This window comes from Serratia myotis, from assembly GCF_027474885.1.
Classification (GTDB): domain Bacteria; phylum Pseudomonadota; class Gammaproteobacteria; order Enterobacterales; family Enterobacteriaceae; genus Serratia; species Serratia proteamaculans.
Window position 1 is genome coordinate 4,969,488 of record NZ_CP099707.1, and the last position, 17,970, is coordinate 4,987,457.

Here is a 17,970-nt window from a genome sequence, read left to right on the forward strand (position 1 = left end):
AATCCCACTCTGGAGAAACATCATGTCCGCAACTCTCTCTCTGCAAGGCAAAGTCGCATTCATTCAAGGCGGTTCACGCGGTATCGGTGCCGCCATCGCCAAACGCCTGGCGCGCGAAGGTGCCGCCGTGGCATTTACCTATGTCGCCTCTGCCGATAAAGCCAACGCACTGGTCAGCGAAATCACTTCTGCCGGCGGCAAGGCTTTGGCCATCAAGGCCGACAGTGCCGATGCCGCGGCTCTGCAGCAGGCGGTACGCCAGGCAGTAAACAGTCTGGGCAATCTGGATATTTTGGTGAACAACGCCGGGGTGCTGGCCATGGGCAGCACCGAAGAACTGCCGCTGGAAGATCTGGACCGTACGCTGGCGGTTAACGTACGCAGCGTGTTCGTCGCCAGCCAGGAAGCGGCGCGCCATATGAATGACGGTGGCCGCATCATCAATATTGGCAGCACCAACGCCGAACGTATGCCATTTGCCGGTGGCGCGGTGTATGCAATGAGCAAATCTGCGCTGGTCGGTCTGACCAAGGGTATTGCTCGCGATCTCGGCCCGCGCGGCATTACCGTCAATAACGTGCAGCCCGGCCCGGTAGATACCGATATGAACCCGGCCAACAGCGATTTTGCCGAGCAGTTGAAAGCGATGATGGCGATCAGCCGTTACGGCAAGGATGAAGAGATTGCCAGCTTCGTCGCCTACCTGGTTGGCCCTGAGGCAGGTTATATCACCGGTGCCAGCCTGAGCATTGACGGCGGCTTCTCGGCTTAATATTCCCAGATAGTTAAAAAGCCCCTCTCGGGGCTTTTTTAGTTTGACTACAATGAAAAGACGCACCATTCGGAGTGTCTTCCATGAATGCCTTCTCTTCTCAACGATTGCTAGTCGCCTGCCTGGCGTGTATCACGGCCCTGCTGTTCGTCAGTTCGGTGCATGCTGCTCCGGTGAAGGAAAAGCCGCCGGCGCAGGAGGAGCGAGATGCACTGGAAGTCAAAATGGACGACATCATGCAACCCTGGAAAGGAGATTTGCCCGGCATGCTCGATCGACGGGTGATCCGGGTGTTGACCACCTACAGCAAAACCTTTTTCTTCACCGTCAAGGGCACTCAGCGTGGCCTCACCCATGACATATTTATCGAGTTCGATCGCAACCTCAATCTCAAATTGGCGAAGGATAAAAAGCTCAAACAACGCCATCTGAAGGTGCGCATCATCTTTGTGCCGGTAGCGCGCGATCAGCTACTCACGGCACTCAATGAAGGCAGAGGTGACATCGTTGCTGCCAACCTCACGGTCACTCCCGCACGTCAGGAACGGGTGGCCTTCACCACGCCTCTTTACCCGAAAGTTCAGGAACTGCTGCTCTCTGGCCCCGCGTCGCCGAAGGTAGAAAACCTGGAGCAACTCTCCGGCAAGACGGTGTTTGTGCGTTTTTCATCAAGCTATCACGAAAGCCTGCTGGCCCTTAACGCGCGCTTTGCCAAAGAGTCACTTCCGCTCATGACCCTTGAGGCGGCTCCTGAATCGCTCGAAGATGAAGACCTGATCGAGATGCTGAACGCCGGTCTGATCCCGCTTATCGTGGTCGATCGCCACAAGGCTCTGTTCTGGAAACAGGTTTTCCCCAAAATTCAGGTGCACGAAAATGTGGTGCTGCGTGACGATGCCAACATCGCCTGGGCCGTTCGCAAGGAGAGTCCGCAGTTGCTCGCCCTGCTTGATAACTTCGTCAAGGACAACCGCCAGGGCAGCAAATTGGGCAACACCCTCCTGCTGCGCTACCTGAAGAGCGCCAAATATGTCAAAAATGCGGCGGCAGAGAGGGAACGCAGCAAAATGCTGGCGCTGGTAGACATTTTCAGAAAATACGGCGACCAATATGATGTCGACTGGCTGCTGATGGTGGCTCAGGGTTATCAGGAATCGCGCCTCAACCAGTCGGTCCGTAGCCGGGTCGGTGCCATCGGGGTGATGCAAGTGATGCCGAGCACCGGTAAGGAACTGAAAGTCGGTGACATCCGCAAGCTGGACCCCAATATCAATGCCGGGGTGAAATACATGCGCTGGATGATTGATCGCTACTACGCTGACGAACCTATGACCCCCCTCGACAAAGTGCTGTTCTCGTTTGCCTCCTACAACGCCGGACCGGCCCGTATCGCCCGTTTGCGAACCGAAAGCGAGAAGCGCGGTTTTAACCCCAATGTCTGGTTTGGCAACGTGGAATACCTGGCAGCCGAGCGGATCGGGGCCGAGACAGTGACCTATGTCAGTAACATCTATAAGTACTACATCGCTTATCGCCTCATCATGGACCAGCAGGGCCGCAAACAGCTGGCGATGGATAAAACCAGGAGTGCGCCGGTACCAGAAAAGGCCAAAGGCGCCCCCGTCGAGCCGTGACTCTGGCGTGAAAACGCTATCCCTTAAATACAAAAAAGCCCCTTTCGGGGCTTTTTCATCGGCTTCAGACAACCTGATATCAGAAAGGAATATCGTCGTCGAAGTCCATTGGTGGTTCGTTGCTGCTGGCTGCCGGCGCGTTGTTCTGCGCTGGGCGAGCCTGCTGGCCACCGCTGAACTGGTTGCCGCCCTGTGGCTGCTGAGGTTGACCCCAACCGCCCTGGCCGCCCTGAGCACCGGAAGCCTGGCCGCCGCCTGCAGGTGCGCCGCCGCCTTGACGGCCGCCCAACATCTGCATGGTGCCGCCAACGTTCACAACGATCTCAGTGGTGTATTTTTCTACGCCAGCCTGATCGGTCCATTTACGGGTCTGCAGAGCGCCCTCGATGTACACCTGGGAACCTTTACGCAGATATTCGCCCGCCACTTCAGCCAGCTTGCCGAACAGCACAACGCGGTGCCACTCGGTCTTTTCTTTCTGCTCGCCAGTCGCCTTGTCACGCCAGCTTTCGGAGGTTGCCAGGGTAATGTTGGCCACTGCGCCGCCATTCGGCATGTAACGGACTTCTGGGTCTTGGCCCAGATTCCCGACCAGAATTACTTTGTTTACGCCTCTGCTGGCCATGAGAACTCTCCTGATGATTGATTTTTACACAGTATAAACGAGTAAGTTTAACACGCTCAGCCCGAAACGACACCCGTGTTGATAACTGCGTATTGTATTCCAGAATTGTCCTTTCTATCGACTTGGTTGCATTCGTGTACTGGATATTCATTCAGGTTTTTTTGTGTCATAATTATGCGTTTCGTACTGGCTGTGCCGGTTTTTTGCGCGTTTGATCACAAAATCGCCCGTAAATCACCCAGACAGGCGCGGTGTATCATCAAGACGGGAAGTGTAAATGGACAATATCGAAGTTCGTGGTGCTCGAACCCATAATCTCAAAAACATCAACCTGATTATCCCGCGTGACAAGCTGATCGTCGTCACCGGTTTGTCCGGTTCAGGCAAGTCCTCGCTGGCCTTTGATACTCTGTATGCCGAAGGGCAGCGTCGCTACGTCGAGTCGCTCTCCGCCTATGCACGCCAGTTCCTTTCGCTGATGGAAAAACCGGATGTCGACCACATTGAAGGTCTGTCACCGGCAATCTCCATTGAGCAGAAATCGACCTCACATAACCCGCGATCCACGGTCGGTACCATCACCGAGATCCACGATTATCTGCGCCTGCTGTTTGCCCGCGTCGGTGAGCCACGCTGCCCGGAGCACCATGTGCCGCTGGCGGCGCAAACCGTCAGCCAGATGGTGGACAACGTGCTCAACCAGCCGGAAGGCAAACGCCTGATGCTGCTGGCCCCGGTGGTGAAAGACCGCAAGGGTGAGCACACCAAAACGCTGGAAAACCTGGCGACCCAGGGCTACATCCGTGCGCGTATCGACGGCGAAGTCTGCGATCTTTCCGATCCGCCAAAGCTGGAACTGCAGAAGAAGCACACCATCGAAGTGGTGGTCGATCGCTTCAAGGTCCGTGACGATCTGTCACAGCGCCTGGCGGAGTCCTTTGAGACTGCGCTGGAGCTGTCCGGTGGCACTGCGGTAGTGGCTGATATGGACGACACAAAAGCCGATGAGCTGCTGTTCTCCGCCAACTTTGCCTGTCCCATCTGCGGCTACAGCATGCGCGAACTGGAGCCACGGCTGTTCTCGTTCAACAACCCGGCCGGTGCCTGTCCGACCTGTGACGGCCTGGGGGTACAGCAGTTCTTCGATCCGGAGCGGGTGGTACAAAACCCCGAGCTTTCGCTGGCTGGCGGCGCGATCCGCGGCTGGGATCGCCGTAACTTCTATTACTTCCAGATGCTGCGTTCACTGGCAGAGCATTACGCATTCGACGTCGAAGCGCCGTTCAACAGCCTGGATGCCAACGTGCAGAAAGCGGTGCTGAGCGGCTCCGGCAAAGAAACCATCGAATTCAAATACATCAACGATCGCGGTGACACCACCGTGCGCCGCCATCCGTTCGAAGGCGTGCTGCACAACATGGAGCGCCGCTATAAAGAGACCGAATCGAGCGCGGTGCGTGAAGAGCTGGCGAAGTTTATCAGCAACCGTCCTTGCGCCTCGTGCCACGGCACCCGCCTGCGTGAAGAAGCGCGTAACGTGTTCGTTGAAGACACCACGCTGCCGGAAATCTCCGATCTGAGCATCGGCCACGCCATGACCTTCTTCCAGAACATGAAGCTCAGCGGCCAACGCGCCCAGATTGCCGAGAAAGTGTTGAAGGAAATTGGCGATCGCCTGAAGTTCCTGGTGAACGTCGGCCTGAACTACCTGTCACTGTCACGCTCGGCGGAAACCCTGTCCGGCGGTGAAGCGCAGCGCATCCGTCTGGCCAGCCAGATTGGTGCCGGCCTGGTGGGCGTGATGTACGTCCTGGATGAGCCGTCGATCGGCCTGCATCAGCGCGACAACGAGCGCCTGCTGGAAACGCTGATCCATCTGCGCAACCTCGGTAACACGGTGATCGTGGTAGAGCATGACGAAGATGCCATCCGCGCCGCCGATCACGTGATCGACATCGGCCCCGGTGCCGGTGTACACGGCGGCCAGGTGGTGGCAGAAGGCACCGTCGAAGACATCATGGCGCAGCCGGAGTCACTGACCGGCCAGTTCCTCAGCGGCAAACGCGAGATTGCCATTCCTGAGCAGCGCGTGCCGGCCGATCCGACCAAGGTGCTGAAAGTGAGCGGTGCGCGTGGCAACAACCTGAAAGACGTGACGCTGACACTGCCGGTGGGGCTGTTTACCTGCATTACCGGGGTTTCCGGCTCGGGCAAGTCAACGCTGATCAACGACACGCTGTTCCCGATCGCCCAGCGCCAGCTCAACGGTGCCACCCTTGCCGAACCGGCCCCGTTCCGCGAAGTGACCGGCCTGGAGCATTTCGACAAGGTGATCGACATCGATCAAAGCCCGATCGGTCGTACTCCGCGATCTAACCCGGCGACCTACACCGGTATCTTCACCCCGGTGCGTGAACTGTTCGCCGGCGTACCCGAGTCGCGCAGCCGCGGCTACAACCCGGGTCGTTTCAGCTTTAACGTTAAGGGCGGCCGCTGCGAAGCCTGCCAGGGCGACGGTGTGATCAAGGTGGAAATGCACTTCCTGCCAGACATCTACGTGCCGTGCGACCAGTGCAAAGGCAAACGCTATAACCGTGAAACGCTGGAAGTGAAGTACAAAGGCAAAAGCATTCACGAAGTGCTGGAGATGACCATCGAGGAAGCACGCGAATTCTTCGACGCAGTCCCGGCGTTGGCGCGCAAGCTGCAAACCTTGATGGAAGTCGGCCTGTCGTACATCCGTCTCGGCCAGTCGGCGACCACGCTGTCCGGCGGTGAGGCGCAGCGCGTCAAACTGGCCCGTGAGCTGTCAAAACGCGGGACCGGCCAAACGCTGTATATCCTGGATGAACCGACCACCGGTCTGCACTTCGCCGATATCCAGCAACTACTGGCAGTGCTGCATCAACTGCGCGATCAGGGCAATACCATCGTGGTGATTGAGCACAACCTGGACGTGATTAAAACCGCGGACTGGATTGTCGACCTGGGGCCGGAAGGCGGCAGCGGCGGCGGCGAGATCCTGGTTGCCGGTACGCCGGAAACCGTGGCCAACTGTGAAGCTTCGCATACCGCACGCTTCCTCAAGCCGTTACTGAAGAAGAAATAATCCCTGCCCGGCGGGCCGTTCCTGTGACGGCCCGCGCTATTCCCTGTTTCGCTCAAATTGAACAGAAACAGGCAAGATTTAGACATTTTCAGGCATTTCCCTCCCCGCTCGCAGCTTTTATCATCAATGTTCCCTCTGTGGCCACCTGCTGTATTCAGGCCGCGTCTCACCGGCATCCTGCTGCCGGAAGCCATGCCCTACCCACTGATGACTGGAGTGACCATGAACATTACGCACGCCTATGCCGCGCACGACGCCAAGTCCGCGCTGGTTCCTTTTGATTACACGCCGCGCGTCCTGCGCGACCACGATGTACAAATCAACGTTCTGTTCTGTGGCGTTTGCCATTCTGACTTGCACCAGGCCCGCAACGAATGGAGCAACACGATTTTCCCGGTGGTGCCCGGCCACGAAATTGTTGGCCGCGTGAGCGCCGTCGGCAACCATGTTTCACGTTATCAGGTCGGCGATTTGGTCGGCGTGGGTTGCATGGTGGATTCCTGCCGTAGCTGTCCGAGCTGTGAAGAAGGGCTGGAGCAATACTGTGAAAACGGCTTTACCGGCACCTATAACGGTCAGGATCGGCAAACCGGCGCCATCACCTACGGTGGCTATTCAACCGCGATGGTGGTGGATCAGGACTTTGTACTGCGGGTGCCGGAAAATCTCGATCCGGCCGGTGTAGCACCGCTGCTGTGCGCCGGTATCACCACTTACTCCCCGTTGCGCCAGTGGGGTGCCGGTCCCGGTAAAAAGGTCGGCATCGTGGGTCTCGGCGGGCTGGGGCATATGGGCGTCAAATTGGCCCGGGCGATGGGCGCACATGTGGTGCTGTTCACTACCTCTCAGTCCAAAGTGGAGGACGCCAAGCGCCTCGGAGCCCACGAAGTGGTGATCTCCCGCAACCCGGAAGAGATGGCGCAGCACACCAACAGCTTCGACTTTATTCTTAACACGGTGGCCGCCCAGCACGATCTGAACCCGTTCCTTAACCTGCTGCATCGCGACGGCACTCTGACGCTGGTAGGTGCGCCGGAACACGACCATCCATCACCGCAGGTGTTTAACCTGATTATGAAGCGCCGCCGCATCGCCGGTTCGCTGATCGGCGGTATTGCAGAAACCCAGGAGATGCTGGATTTCTGTGGTCAGCACGGCATTACCTCAGACATCGAACTGATCCCGATGCAGCAGATCAACCAGGCCTACGAGCGGATGCTGAAAAGTGACGTAAAATACCGTTTCGTGGTGGATATCAACTCGCTGCGAGCCTAAGTTCCCGGGCGCCAGCACGGTGCCCGATTTTTCTTACAGCTGTTTAATCACCCGTGCCGGGTTACCACCGACCACGCAGTTGGCCGGAACGTCTTTAGTGACCACCGCACCGGATGCCACCACCACGTTATCCCCCAGAGTCACACCCGGATTAATCACCGCCCGGCCGCCAATCCACACGTTATCGCCAATGTGCACCGCTTTGCCGAACTCCGCCCCGCCAACGCGGGTTTCCGCATCCAGCGGATGGGTAGCGGTATAGATATGCACTCCCGGTGCCAGCATGCAGTTATCACCGATATGCACTTCACACACGTCGAGGATCACGCAGTCAAAATTGGCGTAGAAGTTTTTACCCAGGAAAATGTTGTAGCCGTAATCGCAGCGGAACGTCGGCTCTATAGTTCCTCCCTGATACCGGCCCAGCAGCTCGGCCAACCCCTGTTTACGCAGGTCAGTCTCGTCCGGGGAAGAATGGTTGTAATGATGTACCAACTGGCGTGCTCGTTTGCGCTCGCTGCGCAGTAACTCGTCACCGGCGTCATACAGCTCACCGGCAATCATCTTGCGTTTCTCTTCACTCATGGCCATCTGACGGCATCCTTTGGTCTGGTGGTTTATCGAGTATAAAAGCCTAGCCGTTTCCGGCAGACAATCAACGGGGAACGTTCCCATTATCGAGTCGCGATCACAATTTGGCCGACAAAAGAAAGGATGAGTCATGGGAAAAGGCAGGCGACACGCCTGCCCTCAATGCTTAAGCGCGCAGTTCCTGGCGCACGTGATCAGGTAACCCTTCAAGCACCAGCTGATATGAACTGTCGATCAGGGTGTAAAACTGCGAGTTGGGCAGGTTGCCGTCGAGAAACACCGTATTCCAGTGCGCTTTGTTCAGCCGCTCGCAGGCGACAATCTCCGGATGGTGTTCCCGCAGGCTTTCCGCCAGTTCCGGACTGGATTTTACCGCCAGCGCCGGTCGCCCTTGCACCTCGCACACCATGGCGAACATCACGTCGCCGACCTTGATCTGACTGGCCTGCCATTGGTTCTGGTCGCTCTGTTCCGCGCCCGGCTTCGCCATGCAGTATTCCAGCAGTGCTGTGTTATTCATTGGGTTATTCCCCCTGTAACGTGGCCACAACACGGCGTGAACCGCCGTGAATGCGGTGCTCCCCCAGCCAAATTCCCTGCCATGTGCCCAGCATCAGTCGCCCGTGACCGACAGGCAGCGTCAAGGACGTGCCCAACAGAGAGGATTTGATGTGTGCCGGCATGTCGTCCGGCCCTTCATAGTCGTGCTGATAGGGTGCGTTCTCTGGCACCTGACGCAAGAAATGCTGCTCCATGTCGGCTCGCACCGTAGGATCGCAGTTCTCGTTCAGCGTCAGCGAGGCCGAGGTATGTTGCAACAACAGATGCAACAGGCCAGTTTGCAGGCGGTGTAAGTGGGTTAGCTGGTCGGTAATCTCTTCGGTAACCAGATGAAAACCACGCGCTTTTGCGCTGAGGATTAGCGTTTGCTGATGCCACATGAGTGAGCGCCCCTCAATCAGTATATTCTCTATCCAGTTTGCGGCAACTCCGGCGGCAAACCGACAACAAAAAAGGGAGCGATATCGCTATCGCTCCCTTCGCATTACGATGAACGTTAATTCACCCTAACAATATTACTGCACTGCGGCAAACGCCTCGGCCACCTGGTGCACGTTGTTATGGTTCAGGCCGGCCATACAAACACGACCGCTGTGGATCAGGTACACGCCGAACTCTTCACGCAGGCGATCAACCTGTGCCGCGCTGAAGCCGGTGTAGCTGAACATGCCGCGCTGTTCCAACAGGTAACCGAAGTTACGCTGTGGCAGAGCAACTTTCAGCGCTTCCACCAGCGTTTTGCGCATCTCAAGGATACGGGTGCGCATGGTTTCCACTTCTGCCAGCCACTGGGCTTTCAGTTGCGTATCGTTCAGCACCTTCGCCACCACCTGCGCACCGAAGTTCGGCGGGCTGGAATAGTTGCGACGTACCGTGGCCTTCAGTTGGCCCAGTACGCGCCCGGCCGCCTCTTCGCTTTCGCAAACCACCGACAGGCCGCCAACGCGTTCGCCATACAGCGAGAAGATTTTCGAGAACGAATTGCTCACCAGGCATGGCAGACCGGCTGCGGCGATAGAGCGAATGGCATAAGCATCTTCATTAATGCCGCCGCCAAAGCCCTGATAGGCGATATCGAGGAACGGGATCAGCTCACGTTGGGCGATCACCTTGACCACTTCATCCCACTGAGCATTGGACAAGTCAGAACCGGTCGGGTTATGGCAACACGGGTGCAGCAGCGCGATGCTGTGCTTCGGCAGTTGTTTCAACGCGCTCAGCATGGCGTCAAACTTCACGCCCAGGCTTTCACTGTCGAAGTACGGATAGGTGTTCACCTTGAAGCCGGCACCGCCAAAGATGGCGATGTGGTTTTCCCAGGTCGGATCGCTGACCCACACCTGCGAATCCGGGAAGTAGCTTTTCAGGAAGTCGGCACCGACTTTCAGCGCGCCAGAACCGCCCACGGTCTGAATGGTGGCGATGCGGCCTTGTTGCAACATCGGGTGCTCGGCACCGAACAACAAGTGCTGAATGGCAGTACGGTAAGGCAGCAGGCCTTCCATCGGCAGGTAGACTGACGCGCCGTGATCCACGCTATTCAGCTGCGCTTCCGCTGCGGCCACCGCTTTCATCTGCGGGATAATGCCCTGCTCATCATAGTAAAGGCCGATACTCAGGTTAACCTTGTGCGCACGGGGGTCTTTTTTGAATTTTTCCATCAGCGACAGGATCGGATCACCTGCATAGGCATCAACGTTCTGGAACACGGGTTGTTCTCCTGGATTATTGTGGGTCGGGCACAGCGTTATGTTCCTAATATAGACGGAAAACGGCGATCGGTTTTAGCTTTATCTCGCCACCGGCAGCAAACCATTTTCCTTGATTCGATTGAGCACCACCGCCGTTTTGATATGCGCCACGCTTTTGTGCCGCGAGAGCGTCTGGCTAATCAGGTCATCCAGCGCCGGCAGGTCCGCCACCGCCACCTTCAGCAGATAATCGGCATCGCCGGTAGTTTTATAGGCGTCAAGAATAGCGTCCACTTCTTCCAGCATCTGGTGGAAACTGTCGATCTGCTCCTGGCCGTGTTGGGTCAGGCTGACTTCTATCAGCCCCACCAGCCCCAGCCCAACGGCTTCCGGTGCCAGCCGTGCATGGTAGCCGCGGATCAGCTGCGCCTGCTCCAGGCTGATGCGCCGCCGGGAACACTGGGAAGCCGACAGCCCCACCAGATCGCTCAGTTCCTGATTGGTCAGGCGACCATTGGCCTGTAACAGCGTCAGGATTTTCATATCAAAATCGTCAATGTTGTACATAGCCACCTGTAAACTGTGTTAATAAATGTTGACGTTACAGCCTATCAGTTTTTTGACTGTGGATACCCTTCCCCCGCCGAGGTTGTGAAGCGCACAGCAGCAATGCCGAACGTTTCCACCTGCTAATGGCATAAAAAGTGGGTAACTCGCGCAAGTCAGCAACAATGAACGGCTAAAGCGCGCATAAAACCACGAATGTATAAAAAGGACGCCGATGAAAAAGTTATTACCTCTCGCACTGCTGATAGCCGCCGGGAGCGCCAGCGCCCAATCGCACCTGGATAAGGTGATACAACAAGGCGCACTGGAAGTGTGCACCACCGGTGATTACAAGCCCTACACCTTCCTGAAAGAAGACGGCAGCTATGAAGGCATTGATATCGACATGGCGGAATCGCTGGCCAAGAGTCTGGGAGCCAAGGTGAAATGGGTGAAAACCAGTTGGAAAACCCTGACGCCGGATTTTGTTGCCGGTAAATGCGACATTGCCATGGGCGGTATTTCCGTCACGCTACAGCGGCAAAGGCAGGTGTTCTTCGCCGACATGCTGGATACCGACGGCAAGATCCCGCTGGTGCGCTGCACTGATGTGAAGAAATACCGCACCATCGACCAGATCAATAAACCCTCCGTGCGCCTGCTGGAGCCGGCGGGTGGTACCAACGAGGCCTTCGTGCATGCCCATCTGCCCAAAGCCAAGCTGACATTGACCCATGATAACGTGGGGATTTTCCAGCAGTTGGTCGACAAGAAAGCCGATGTGATGATCACCGACGCCTCCGAGGCGCTGTATCAGCAAAAACGTTATCCAAAGCTGTGCGCGGTTAATCCCAAAAAACCGATGCAGTACGGCGAGAAGGCCTACATGCTGCCGCGTGATGATTTGAGCTGGAAACTGTATGTGGATCAGTGGCTGCACCTGGCCAAAGCGACCGGTGAGTATCAGAGCATTATCGATCGGTGGTTGGCGGTAAAGAAGTAACGCGTTAATGATTGGGACCGGCAGGCGCCGGCCCCTCACAGACTATTCGCCGATGTATTCCATCGACACACGCTGCGTCAGTTTGGTAATCAGCTCATAAGCGCTGATGCCGGTGCATTCGGCAATACGTTCAACCGGCAACGCCTGCCCCCACAGCACCACTTCATCGCCGACCTTATCGGTAGCATCCGGCCCGAGGTCGACCGACATCATGTCCATCGACACCCGACCCACGATCGGCACTTCACGGCCGTTAAGCCATACCGGTGTCCCCGTAGGTGCACTGCGCGGGTAGCCGTCGCCATAACCCATGGCTACCACGCCCAAACGCGTATCACCTGCGCTGACCCAGGTGCCGCCGTAGCCCACCGACTCACCGGCCTTGTGCTCGCGCACCGCGATCAGGTTGGATTTAAGCGTCATGGCCGGTTGCAGGTCATACTGACAGCCTTTGGAACCTTCCATCGGCGAGACGCCGTACAGGATAATGCCTGGACGTACCCACTCATTGTGCGCATCCGGCCACAGCAGGGTTCCCCCGGAGGCGGCGATCGAACGCTGTCCCGGTTTACCGGCGGCAAAGCTTTCAAAACACTGCATTTGTTTCAGCGTGGTATCAGACTCAGGTTCATCGGCGCGACTGAAGTGACTCATGATATTAACCGGCTGCACCACGTTACGGCAGGCGCTCAGACGTTGGTAGAACGCCTCGGCCTGTTCCGGACGCACGCCCAGGCGATGCATGCCGGTATCCAGCTTCATCCACACCGGTACCGGCCGCGCCAGCGTGGCCTGTTCCAGCGCTTCAAGCTGTTCAATGCTGTGTACCGCGGTTTCGATATTATTGGCTACCAATACCGGCAGATCTTCGGCGGAGAAAAAACCTTCCAGCATCAGGATCGGTTTGACGATGCCGCCGGAGCGCAGCATCAGCGCCTCGCCAATGCGCGCCACGCCGTAGCAGTCGGCGTCTTGCAGGGTGTGCGCTGTTTCCAGCAGGCCATGTCCATAAGCGTTTGCTTTCACAACGGCAATCAGGCGACTTTGTGGCGCCTGACGGCGCACCTGTTGCAGATTATGTCGCAGAGCGCGGCGGTCGATTACAGCGGTTGCCGCTTTCATTTCACTTCCTTAGCTGATTATTCGTCATCATATTGTGGTCCCGCGTAGTTATCGAAACGCGACCACTGGCCGTTAAAGGTCAGGCGTACGGAACCGATTGGACCATTACGTTGCTTACCCAGAATAATTTCGGCAATCCCTTTCAGATCGCTGTTCTCGTGATAAACCTCATCACGGTAGATGAACATAATCAGGTCGGCATCCTGCTCGATGGAACCGGACTCACGCAGGTCGGAGTTGACCGGGCGCTTGTCGGCACGCTGCTCCAGGCTTCGGTTCAACTGCGACAGCGCCACCACCGGCACCTGCAGTTCTTTCGCCAGTGCCTTCAGCGAGCGAGAGATTTCGGCGATTTCCAGCGTACGGTTGTCGGACAAGGACGGTACGCGCATCAGCTGCAGGTAGTCGATCATGATCAGGCTCAGACCGTCATGCTCGCGGAAAATACGCCGCGCACGGGAGCGAACTTCGGTTGGCGTCAGGCCAGAGGAGTCATCAATGTACATATTGCGCTTCTCCAGCAGGATACCCATGGTGCTGGAAATGCGCGCCCAGTCCTCGTCATCAAGCTGGCCGGTACGGATGCGCGTTTGGTCTACGCGCGACAGCGACGCCAGCATACGCATCATGATCTGGTTGCCTGGCATCTCGAGGCTGAAGATCAGCACCGGTTTTTCCTGCGTCATCGCGGCGTGTTCACACAGGTTCATGGCGAAGGTGGTTTTACCCATCGAAGGACGGGCGGCGACGATGATCAGATCCGATTTCTGCAAACCGGCGGTTTTCTTATTGAGATCCTGGTAGCCGGTATCTACCCCGGTGACACCGTCGTGCGGCTGCTGATACAGCTGTTCGATACGCGCAACGGTATCTTCCAGGATGCGCTCGATGCCTTTCGGGCCTTCATCTTTACTGGCGCGGTTTTCCGCGATTTGGAACACCCGGGATTCGGCCAGATCGAGCAGATCTTCACTGCTGCGGCCCTGCGGATCGTAACCCGCATCGGCGATCTCATTAGCCACTGAGATCATTTCACGCACTACCGCACGTTCACGTACGATATCTGCATAAGCACCGATGTTGGCAGCACTTGGGGTGTTTTTCGATAATTCAGCCAGGTAAGCGAAACCGCCGACGGAATCCAGTTCTCCCCGCTGTTCCAGTGATTCGGACAGGGTGATCAGATCGATCGGTCGACTCATTTCCAGCAGGCGCTGCATCTCGGTGAAGATCAGGCGGTGCGGGCGACTGAAGAAATCGTTGGAGACTACGCGCTCCGACACGTTGTCCCAGCGTTCGTTATCCAGCATCAAACCGCCCAACACGGACTGTTCCGCCTCCAGCGAATGTGGTGGCATCTTCAGCCCTTCCATCTGGCGATCTCGTGGGCGATCTCTGGCTTCGTCTGCGTTTGTTCTGTTGGTTGGTTTTTTTCCTGCCATGAAACGTATTCTTTATCCGGTGGCGAAGGGAGGATCCTGACGCGAGAGTATACGTGATTTTTATCTGTGATTCCTGCGCATAACCGATGCAAAAAAGGTATCAATCCGCAACAGGGCAAACTGGATCGTCGATGCTAAAACGCGTAGGGTGAAATCAGACTCCCACACGAGGTAATGAAATGGCAAAGCGCATCCAATTCTCCGCCACCGGCGGCCCGGAAGTATTGCAATACGTTGATTTTACCCCCGTAGACCCGGCAGCCGGTGAGGTACAGGTCGAGAACAAGGCGATCGGCATCAACTATATCGACACCTACGTCCGCAGCGGTCTGTACCCGCCCGCCAAGCTACCGAGTGGGTTGGGCACCGAAGCGGCCGGGGTGGTGATCAAGGTCGGTACCGGCGTCAGCGCGGTGAAACCGGGTGACCGGGTGGTATATGCCCAATCATCGCTTGGCGCTTACAGCGAAGTCCACAATGTTGCGGTAGAAAAAGTGGCGCTGTTGCCGCATAACCTGAGTTTTGAGCAGGGAGCGGCGTCCTTCCTTAAAGGGTTGACGGTGCATTATTTGCTGCGCCAGACCCATGAGGTACAGCCGGGCGAAGTGTTCCTGTTCCATGCCGCCGCGGGCGGTGTCGGGCTGATTGCCTGCCAGTGGGCCAAAGCGCTTGGGGCCAAACTGATCGGCAGCGTCGGCTCCGACGAAAAGGCGGAACTGGCAAAACACGCCGGCGCCTGGGCAACCATCAATTACCATAAGGAAGATATCGCCCAACGCGTGGCTGAACTGACACAGGGCGAGAAAGTCGGCGTAGTGTACGACTCGGTAGGCCAAAGTACCTGGCAGGCCTCACTCAACAGCCTGAAGCGCCGTGGCTTGATAGTCAGCTTCGGTAATGCCTCCGGCCCGGTCACCGGCGTCGATCTGGCGCTGCTTAACCAAAAAGGCTCGCTGTACGTCACCCGCCCTTCGCTTAACGGCTACATTACCAACCGGGCGGAGCTGCAGTATGCCAGCAATGAGCTATTTTCGTTGATTGGCAGCGGGGCTATCAAGGTCGACGTGAAGGAAGAGCAAAAGTTTGCGCTGGCCGACGCGCAACGTGCCCATCAGGTGCTGGAAAGCCGTAACACCAGCGGTTCAAGCCTGCTGATCCCCGGCCGCTAAGACAAATATCCTTACAAAACAAAGGCAGTATAAAGTGCTGCGCAGCATCGAATAATTACCGCAAATGGAATATGATCCTCTGGCATTTAATGTTGATCAATAAGGAAATAAATCATAAATGAAACTGAAAATGCTGACCGCAGCACTGGTTTTCGCCGCAGCTCCTGCTTTACTCTCCACAGCGCAGGCCGCCAGCCAGAACACCGAGAAAAACGTTTTAATGGAATATCATTACTCTGCTGCCTATCTGCAATGCATGGATAAACAGGGTGGCAACACGCCCGGTGCTGCTGGTTGTATCGACAGAGAACTCAAACTCTGGGATACCCGGCTGAACAAATCCTACAAGGAATCTCTCAAGTTTAAAGCCGCACCAAAAGCCTGGCGTCAGGCGCAACGCGACTGGCTGAAGTTCAAAGACAGTCAGTGTATGGCATTGGTCGCGGCACCCCATGGTTCCGGCGATATGCTGGATTCTGCCATGTGTGAGCTGAATATGACCCTGGAACGCACGCTGCAGCTTGAAAGTGATACCTGGCCGGCAGCCTGATATCTCGGGATGGTGACCAATAGAAAAAGGCTCCTTACGGAGCCCTTTCTATTACTGCATTTGTAGGGGTAGAGCAGAGTCCGCCAGAGACAGGGGGTTGCTTGAGCAACACTCGTATTGGGTATTATTGTCTCTTGCGGTGATGAAATCGGTCGCATCGCTGCATCGACAAACATGCTAACAGCCCGGAAACGCAAAAAACACGGCTAATACGCCGCATTAGCATTTAAAACACCAAGCTGTGATCGCTGCCGCATTCAGAGCAAGTCTGTTGCGTGGATTTCAGCGTGACCGACTGATTGTTCGACAAAAAATTAGTAGCGGCGTATTTGCGGTTTCTGCATCGAACGGTAGATCCAAACGACCACCACCGCCAAAATCAGCCACGGCAACAGCTTAATTACCATCGCAAACAGGCCGCCGATCAGCATAAACGCGGCTGCCACCAATAACGCGGCGAACACACCCAGCAGCGAAATCCCGGTCACCATCAGCATGACGACAAAACCGACCAGAAAGAAGAGTTCCAACATGATTTTGCTCCTTCGCAAAACAAAGTATCTGCTGAACTATTACAAGAAGCGTGCCAAAACTGCGTAAAAACTAAGTGATTGAAATTAAAAAAAAGGCACATCACATAACGCGACATGCCTGGTCAAAACAACTAACTTTTAGTCAGATTTTATCTCTGTTATGCCATCTCGGTACGCGGTAAGCGCACCAGGTCCAGTGCCTGCTCAACCACCCGGGCATCGGCCCCTGGCTTGTGGGCATTTTCGCTCAAATGTCGGCGCCACTGGCGCGCTCCCGGGATCCCCTGGAACAGGCCCAGAATATGACGGGTAATATGGCCCAAATAAGTGCCGTTCGACAGTTCACGTTCGATGTAAGGGTACAGCGACTCAATAATCGCCACGCTGTCCATCACGTCGGTCTGGCGGCCAAACAGTTCGCTGTCGACCCGCGCCAGAATACCTGGGTTCTGATAGGCTTCGCGCCCCATCATCACACCGTCCAGGTGCTGCAGGTGCTCCTTCGCCTCTTCCAGCGTTTTTACCCCGCCATTTATGGCCAGAGTCAACGTTGGAAAATCACGTTTAAGCTGATAGACGCGCGGATAGTCGAGCGGCGGCACTTCGCGGTTCTCTTTCGGACTCAGGCCAGACAGCCAGGCCTTGCGCGCATGAATGGTGAACATGTCGCACTCGCCACGCCCGGCCACGGTGGCAATAAAATCACACAGGAACTCGTAGCTGTCCTGGTCGTCGATGCCGATACGGGTTTTTACCGTCACCGGGATCGACACCACGTCACGCATCGCCTTGATGCAATCGGCAACCAGCGTTGCCTGCCCCATCAGACAGGCACCGAACATGCCATTCTGCACCCGATCGGACGGACAACCGACGTTGAGGTTAATCTCGTCGTAGCCGCGCTGCTCGGCCAGTTTGGCACAGTGTGCCAGGGCGGCCGGATCGCTGCCGCCCAATTGCAGCGCCACCGGATGTTCTTCTTCGCTGTAGGCCAGATAGTCACCCTTGCCGTGGATAATCGCGCCGGTGGTCACCATCTCGGTGTACAGCAGCGTTTCCTTGGTCAGCAGGCGATGGAAGTAACGGCAATGACGATCGGTCCAGTCGAGCATCGGCGCGATGGAGAAACGATTGGCGGCGTATTTTGGGGCGTTGTTGTCTGTCGTCATGCTGGGCTACTGGCTACCTGATTCTGTCTGGTTTCAACGAACGGCATGCTGCCGCAAACGGCTATTATAACGACAATCGGCGGCATTGGGAAAACCGCCGTGCCGCCGGGTTAAAAAGATCCCTAAAAAACGAATAAAAAAGCCCTGTCAGGTGTTCACTCGACAGGGGTGCAGTTCT

The 17,970-nt window shown here is 56.5% G+C and carries 17 protein-coding genes; 7 read left to right on the plus strand and 10 right to left on the minus strand.

Annotation, left to right across the window (positions count from 1 at the left end):
• The first annotated feature begins 22 nt into the window (after positions 1-22).
• The gene (locus NHG65_RS23375; RefSeq protein WP_207977292.1) at positions 23-772 is read left to right on the plus strand and encodes a 3-oxoacyl-ACP reductase family protein; all 750 of its coding nucleotides are present in this window, start codon (positions 23-25) and stop codon (positions 770-772) included.
• A gap of 83 nt (positions 773-855) precedes the next feature.
• Complete coding sequence (locus tag NHG65_RS23380; protein ID WP_207977290.1) at positions 856-2,406, plus strand: MltF family protein; 1,551 nt, start codon at positions 856-858, stop codon at positions 2,404-2,406.
• Positions 2,407-2,485: 79 nt separating this feature from the next.
• Here NHG65_RS23380 and ssb1 read toward each other — a convergent pair whose 3' ends face one another.
• The gene (gene ssb1, locus NHG65_RS23385) at positions 2,486-3,031 is read right to left on the minus strand and encodes a single-stranded DNA-binding protein SSB1 (protein WP_099063580.1); all 546 of its coding nucleotides are present in this window, start codon (positions 3,029-3,031) and stop codon (positions 2,486-2,488) included.
• Between the two features lie 277 nt (positions 3,032-3,308).
• Here ssb1 and uvrA point away from each other — a divergent pair, with 277 nt between their 5' ends.
• Entirely contained in the window at positions 3,309-6,140 is a 2,832-nt protein-coding gene (gene uvrA / locus NHG65_RS23390) for an excinuclease ABC subunit UvrA (RefSeq protein WP_099063581.1), read from the plus strand.
• Between the two features lie 222 nt (positions 6,141-6,362).
• Positions 6,363-7,415, plus strand: a complete 1,053-nt coding sequence (locus tag NHG65_RS23395) for an NAD(P)-dependent alcohol dehydrogenase (protein WP_099063616.1) — start codon at positions 6,363-6,365, stop codon at positions 7,413-7,415.
• Between the two features lie 33 nt (positions 7,416-7,448).
• Here the strand turns inward: NHG65_RS23395 and maa are convergent, their stop codons facing one another.
• From maa to NHG65_RS23420, 5 genes are all read right to left on the minus strand, one after another.
• Entirely contained in the window at positions 7,449-8,006 is a 558-nt protein-coding gene (maa, locus tag NHG65_RS23400; RefSeq protein ID WP_272931549.1) for a maltose O-acetyltransferase, read from the minus strand.
• 166 nt (positions 8,007-8,172) lie between these two features.
• A complete protein-coding gene (locus NHG65_RS23405) occupies positions 8,173-8,526 on the minus strand; it encodes an MmcQ/YjbR family DNA-binding protein (RefSeq protein ID WP_012147137.1) in 354 nt (117 codons plus the stop codon).
• Between the two features lie 4 nt (positions 8,527-8,530).
• Complete coding sequence (locus NHG65_RS23410; RefSeq protein ID WP_017894193.1) at positions 8,531-8,947, minus strand: secondary thiamine-phosphate synthase enzyme YjbQ; 417 nt, start codon at positions 8,945-8,947, stop codon at positions 8,531-8,533.
• Between the two features lie 135 nt (positions 8,948-9,082).
• The gene (locus NHG65_RS23415; RefSeq protein WP_499182730.1) at positions 9,083-10,276 is read right to left on the minus strand and encodes an amino acid aminotransferase; all 1,194 of its coding nucleotides are present in this window, start codon (positions 10,274-10,276) and stop codon (positions 9,083-9,085) included.
• Positions 10,277-10,357: 81 nt separating this feature from the next.
• On the minus strand, positions 10,358-10,825 hold the full coding sequence (locus tag NHG65_RS23420; protein ID WP_099063584.1) for an Lrp/AsnC family transcriptional regulator: 468 nt from the start codon (positions 10,823-10,825) through the stop codon (positions 10,358-10,360).
• A 214-nt stretch (positions 10,826-11,039) separates the two neighbouring features.
• On the opposite strand from NHG65_RS23420, the gene NHG65_RS23425 reads away from it, so the two are divergent.
• A complete protein-coding gene (locus NHG65_RS23425; protein WP_413477244.1) occupies positions 11,040-11,807 on the plus strand; it encodes a transporter substrate-binding domain-containing protein in 768 nt (255 codons plus the stop codon).
• Between the two features lie 42 nt (positions 11,808-11,849).
• On the opposite strand, the gene alr is transcribed toward NHG65_RS23425, so the two are convergent.
• Together alr and dnaB are read right to left on the minus strand one after the other, a co-directional pair.
• Positions 11,850-12,929 carry an alanine racemase gene (gene alr / locus NHG65_RS23430; RefSeq protein WP_219017096.1) on the minus strand — a complete coding sequence of 360 codons (1,080 nt, stop codon included), beginning with the start codon at positions 12,927-12,929 and terminating at the stop codon, positions 11,850-11,852.
• Positions 12,930-12,946: 17 nt separating this feature from the next.
• Complete coding sequence (gene dnaB, locus NHG65_RS23435) at positions 12,947-14,371, minus strand: replicative DNA helicase (protein ID WP_085119722.1); 1,425 nt, start codon at positions 14,369-14,371, stop codon at positions 12,947-12,949.
• Between the two features lie 179 nt (positions 14,372-14,550).
• On the opposite strand from dnaB, the gene NHG65_RS23440 reads away from it, so the two are divergent.
• Positions 14,551-15,540 carry a quinone oxidoreductase gene (locus NHG65_RS23440; RefSeq protein WP_499182731.1) on the plus strand — a complete coding sequence of 330 codons (990 nt, stop codon included), beginning with the start codon at positions 14,551-14,553 and terminating at the stop codon, positions 15,538-15,540.
• Positions 15,541-15,658: 118 nt separating this feature from the next.
• A complete protein-coding gene (locus tag NHG65_RS23445) occupies positions 15,659-16,090 on the plus strand; it encodes a lysozyme inhibitor LprI family protein (RefSeq protein ID WP_207977282.1) in 432 nt (143 codons plus the stop codon).
• 314 nt (positions 16,091-16,404) lie between these two features.
• On the opposite strand, the gene pspG is transcribed toward NHG65_RS23445, so the two are convergent.
• Positions 16,405-16,623: an envelope stress response protein PspG gene (gene pspG, locus NHG65_RS23450; protein WP_085119725.1), complete on the minus strand. Its 219-nt coding sequence runs from the start codon at positions 16,621-16,623 to the stop codon at positions 16,405-16,407.
• Positions 16,624-16,781: 158 nt separating this feature from the next.
• Entirely contained in the window at positions 16,782-17,792 is a 1,011-nt protein-coding gene (dusA, locus tag NHG65_RS23455; protein WP_207977280.1) for a tRNA dihydrouridine(20/20a) synthase DusA, read from the minus strand.
• Positions 17,793-17,970 lie beyond the last annotated feature (178 nt).

Coding starts and splice junctions, on each gene's coding strand:
- NHG65_RS23375 (WP_207977292.1), top strand. CDS start 23: ATGTCCGCAACTCTCTCTCTGCAAGGCAAAGTCGCATTCATTCAAGGC.
- NHG65_RS23380 (WP_207977290.1), top strand. CDS start 856: ATGAATGCCTTCTCTTCTCAACGATTGCTAGTCGCCTGCCTGGCGTGT.
- ssb1 (WP_099063580.1), bottom strand. CDS start 3,031: ATGGCCAGCAGAGGCGTAAACAAAGTAATTCTGGTCGGGAATCTGGGC.
- uvrA (WP_099063581.1), top strand. CDS start 3,309: ATGGACAATATCGAAGTTCGTGGTGCTCGAACCCATAATCTCAAAAAC.
- NHG65_RS23395 (WP_099063616.1), top strand. CDS start 6,363: ATGAACATTACGCACGCCTATGCCGCGCACGACGCCAAGTCCGCGCTG.
- maa (WP_272931549.1), bottom strand. CDS start 8,006: ATGGCCATGAGTGAAGAGAAACGCAAGATGATTGCCGGTGAGCTGTAT.
- NHG65_RS23405 (WP_012147137.1), bottom strand. CDS start 8,526: ATGAATAACACAGCACTGCTGGAATACTGCATGGCGAAGCCGGGCGCG.
- NHG65_RS23410 (WP_017894193.1), bottom strand. CDS start 8,947: ATGTGGCATCAGCAAACGCTAATCCTCAGCGCAAAAGCGCGTGGTTTT.
- NHG65_RS23420 (WP_099063584.1), bottom strand. CDS start 10,825: ATGTACAACATTGACGATTTTGATATGAAAATCCTGACGCTGTTACAG.
- NHG65_RS23425 (WP_413477244.1), top strand. CDS start 11,040: ATGAAAAAGTTATTACCTCTCGCACTGCTGATAGCCGCCGGGAGCGCC.
- alr (WP_219017096.1), bottom strand. CDS start 12,929: ATGAAAGCGGCAACCGCTGTAATCGACCGCCGCGCTCTGCGACATAAT.
- dnaB (WP_085119722.1), bottom strand. CDS start 14,371: ATGGCAGGAAAAAAACCAACCAACAGAACAAACGCAGACGAAGCCAGA.
- NHG65_RS23440 (WP_499182731.1), top strand. CDS start 14,551: ATGGCAAAGCGCATCCAATTCTCCGCCACCGGCGGCCCGGAAGTATTG.
- NHG65_RS23445 (WP_207977282.1), top strand. CDS start 15,659: ATGAAACTGAAAATGCTGACCGCAGCACTGGTTTTCGCCGCAGCTCCT.
- pspG (WP_085119725.1), bottom strand. CDS start 16,623: ATGTTGGAACTCTTCTTTCTGGTCGGTTTTGTCGTCATGCTGATGGTG.
- dusA (WP_207977280.1), bottom strand. CDS start 17,792: ATGACGACAGACAACAACGCCCCAAAATACGCCGCCAATCGTTTCTCC.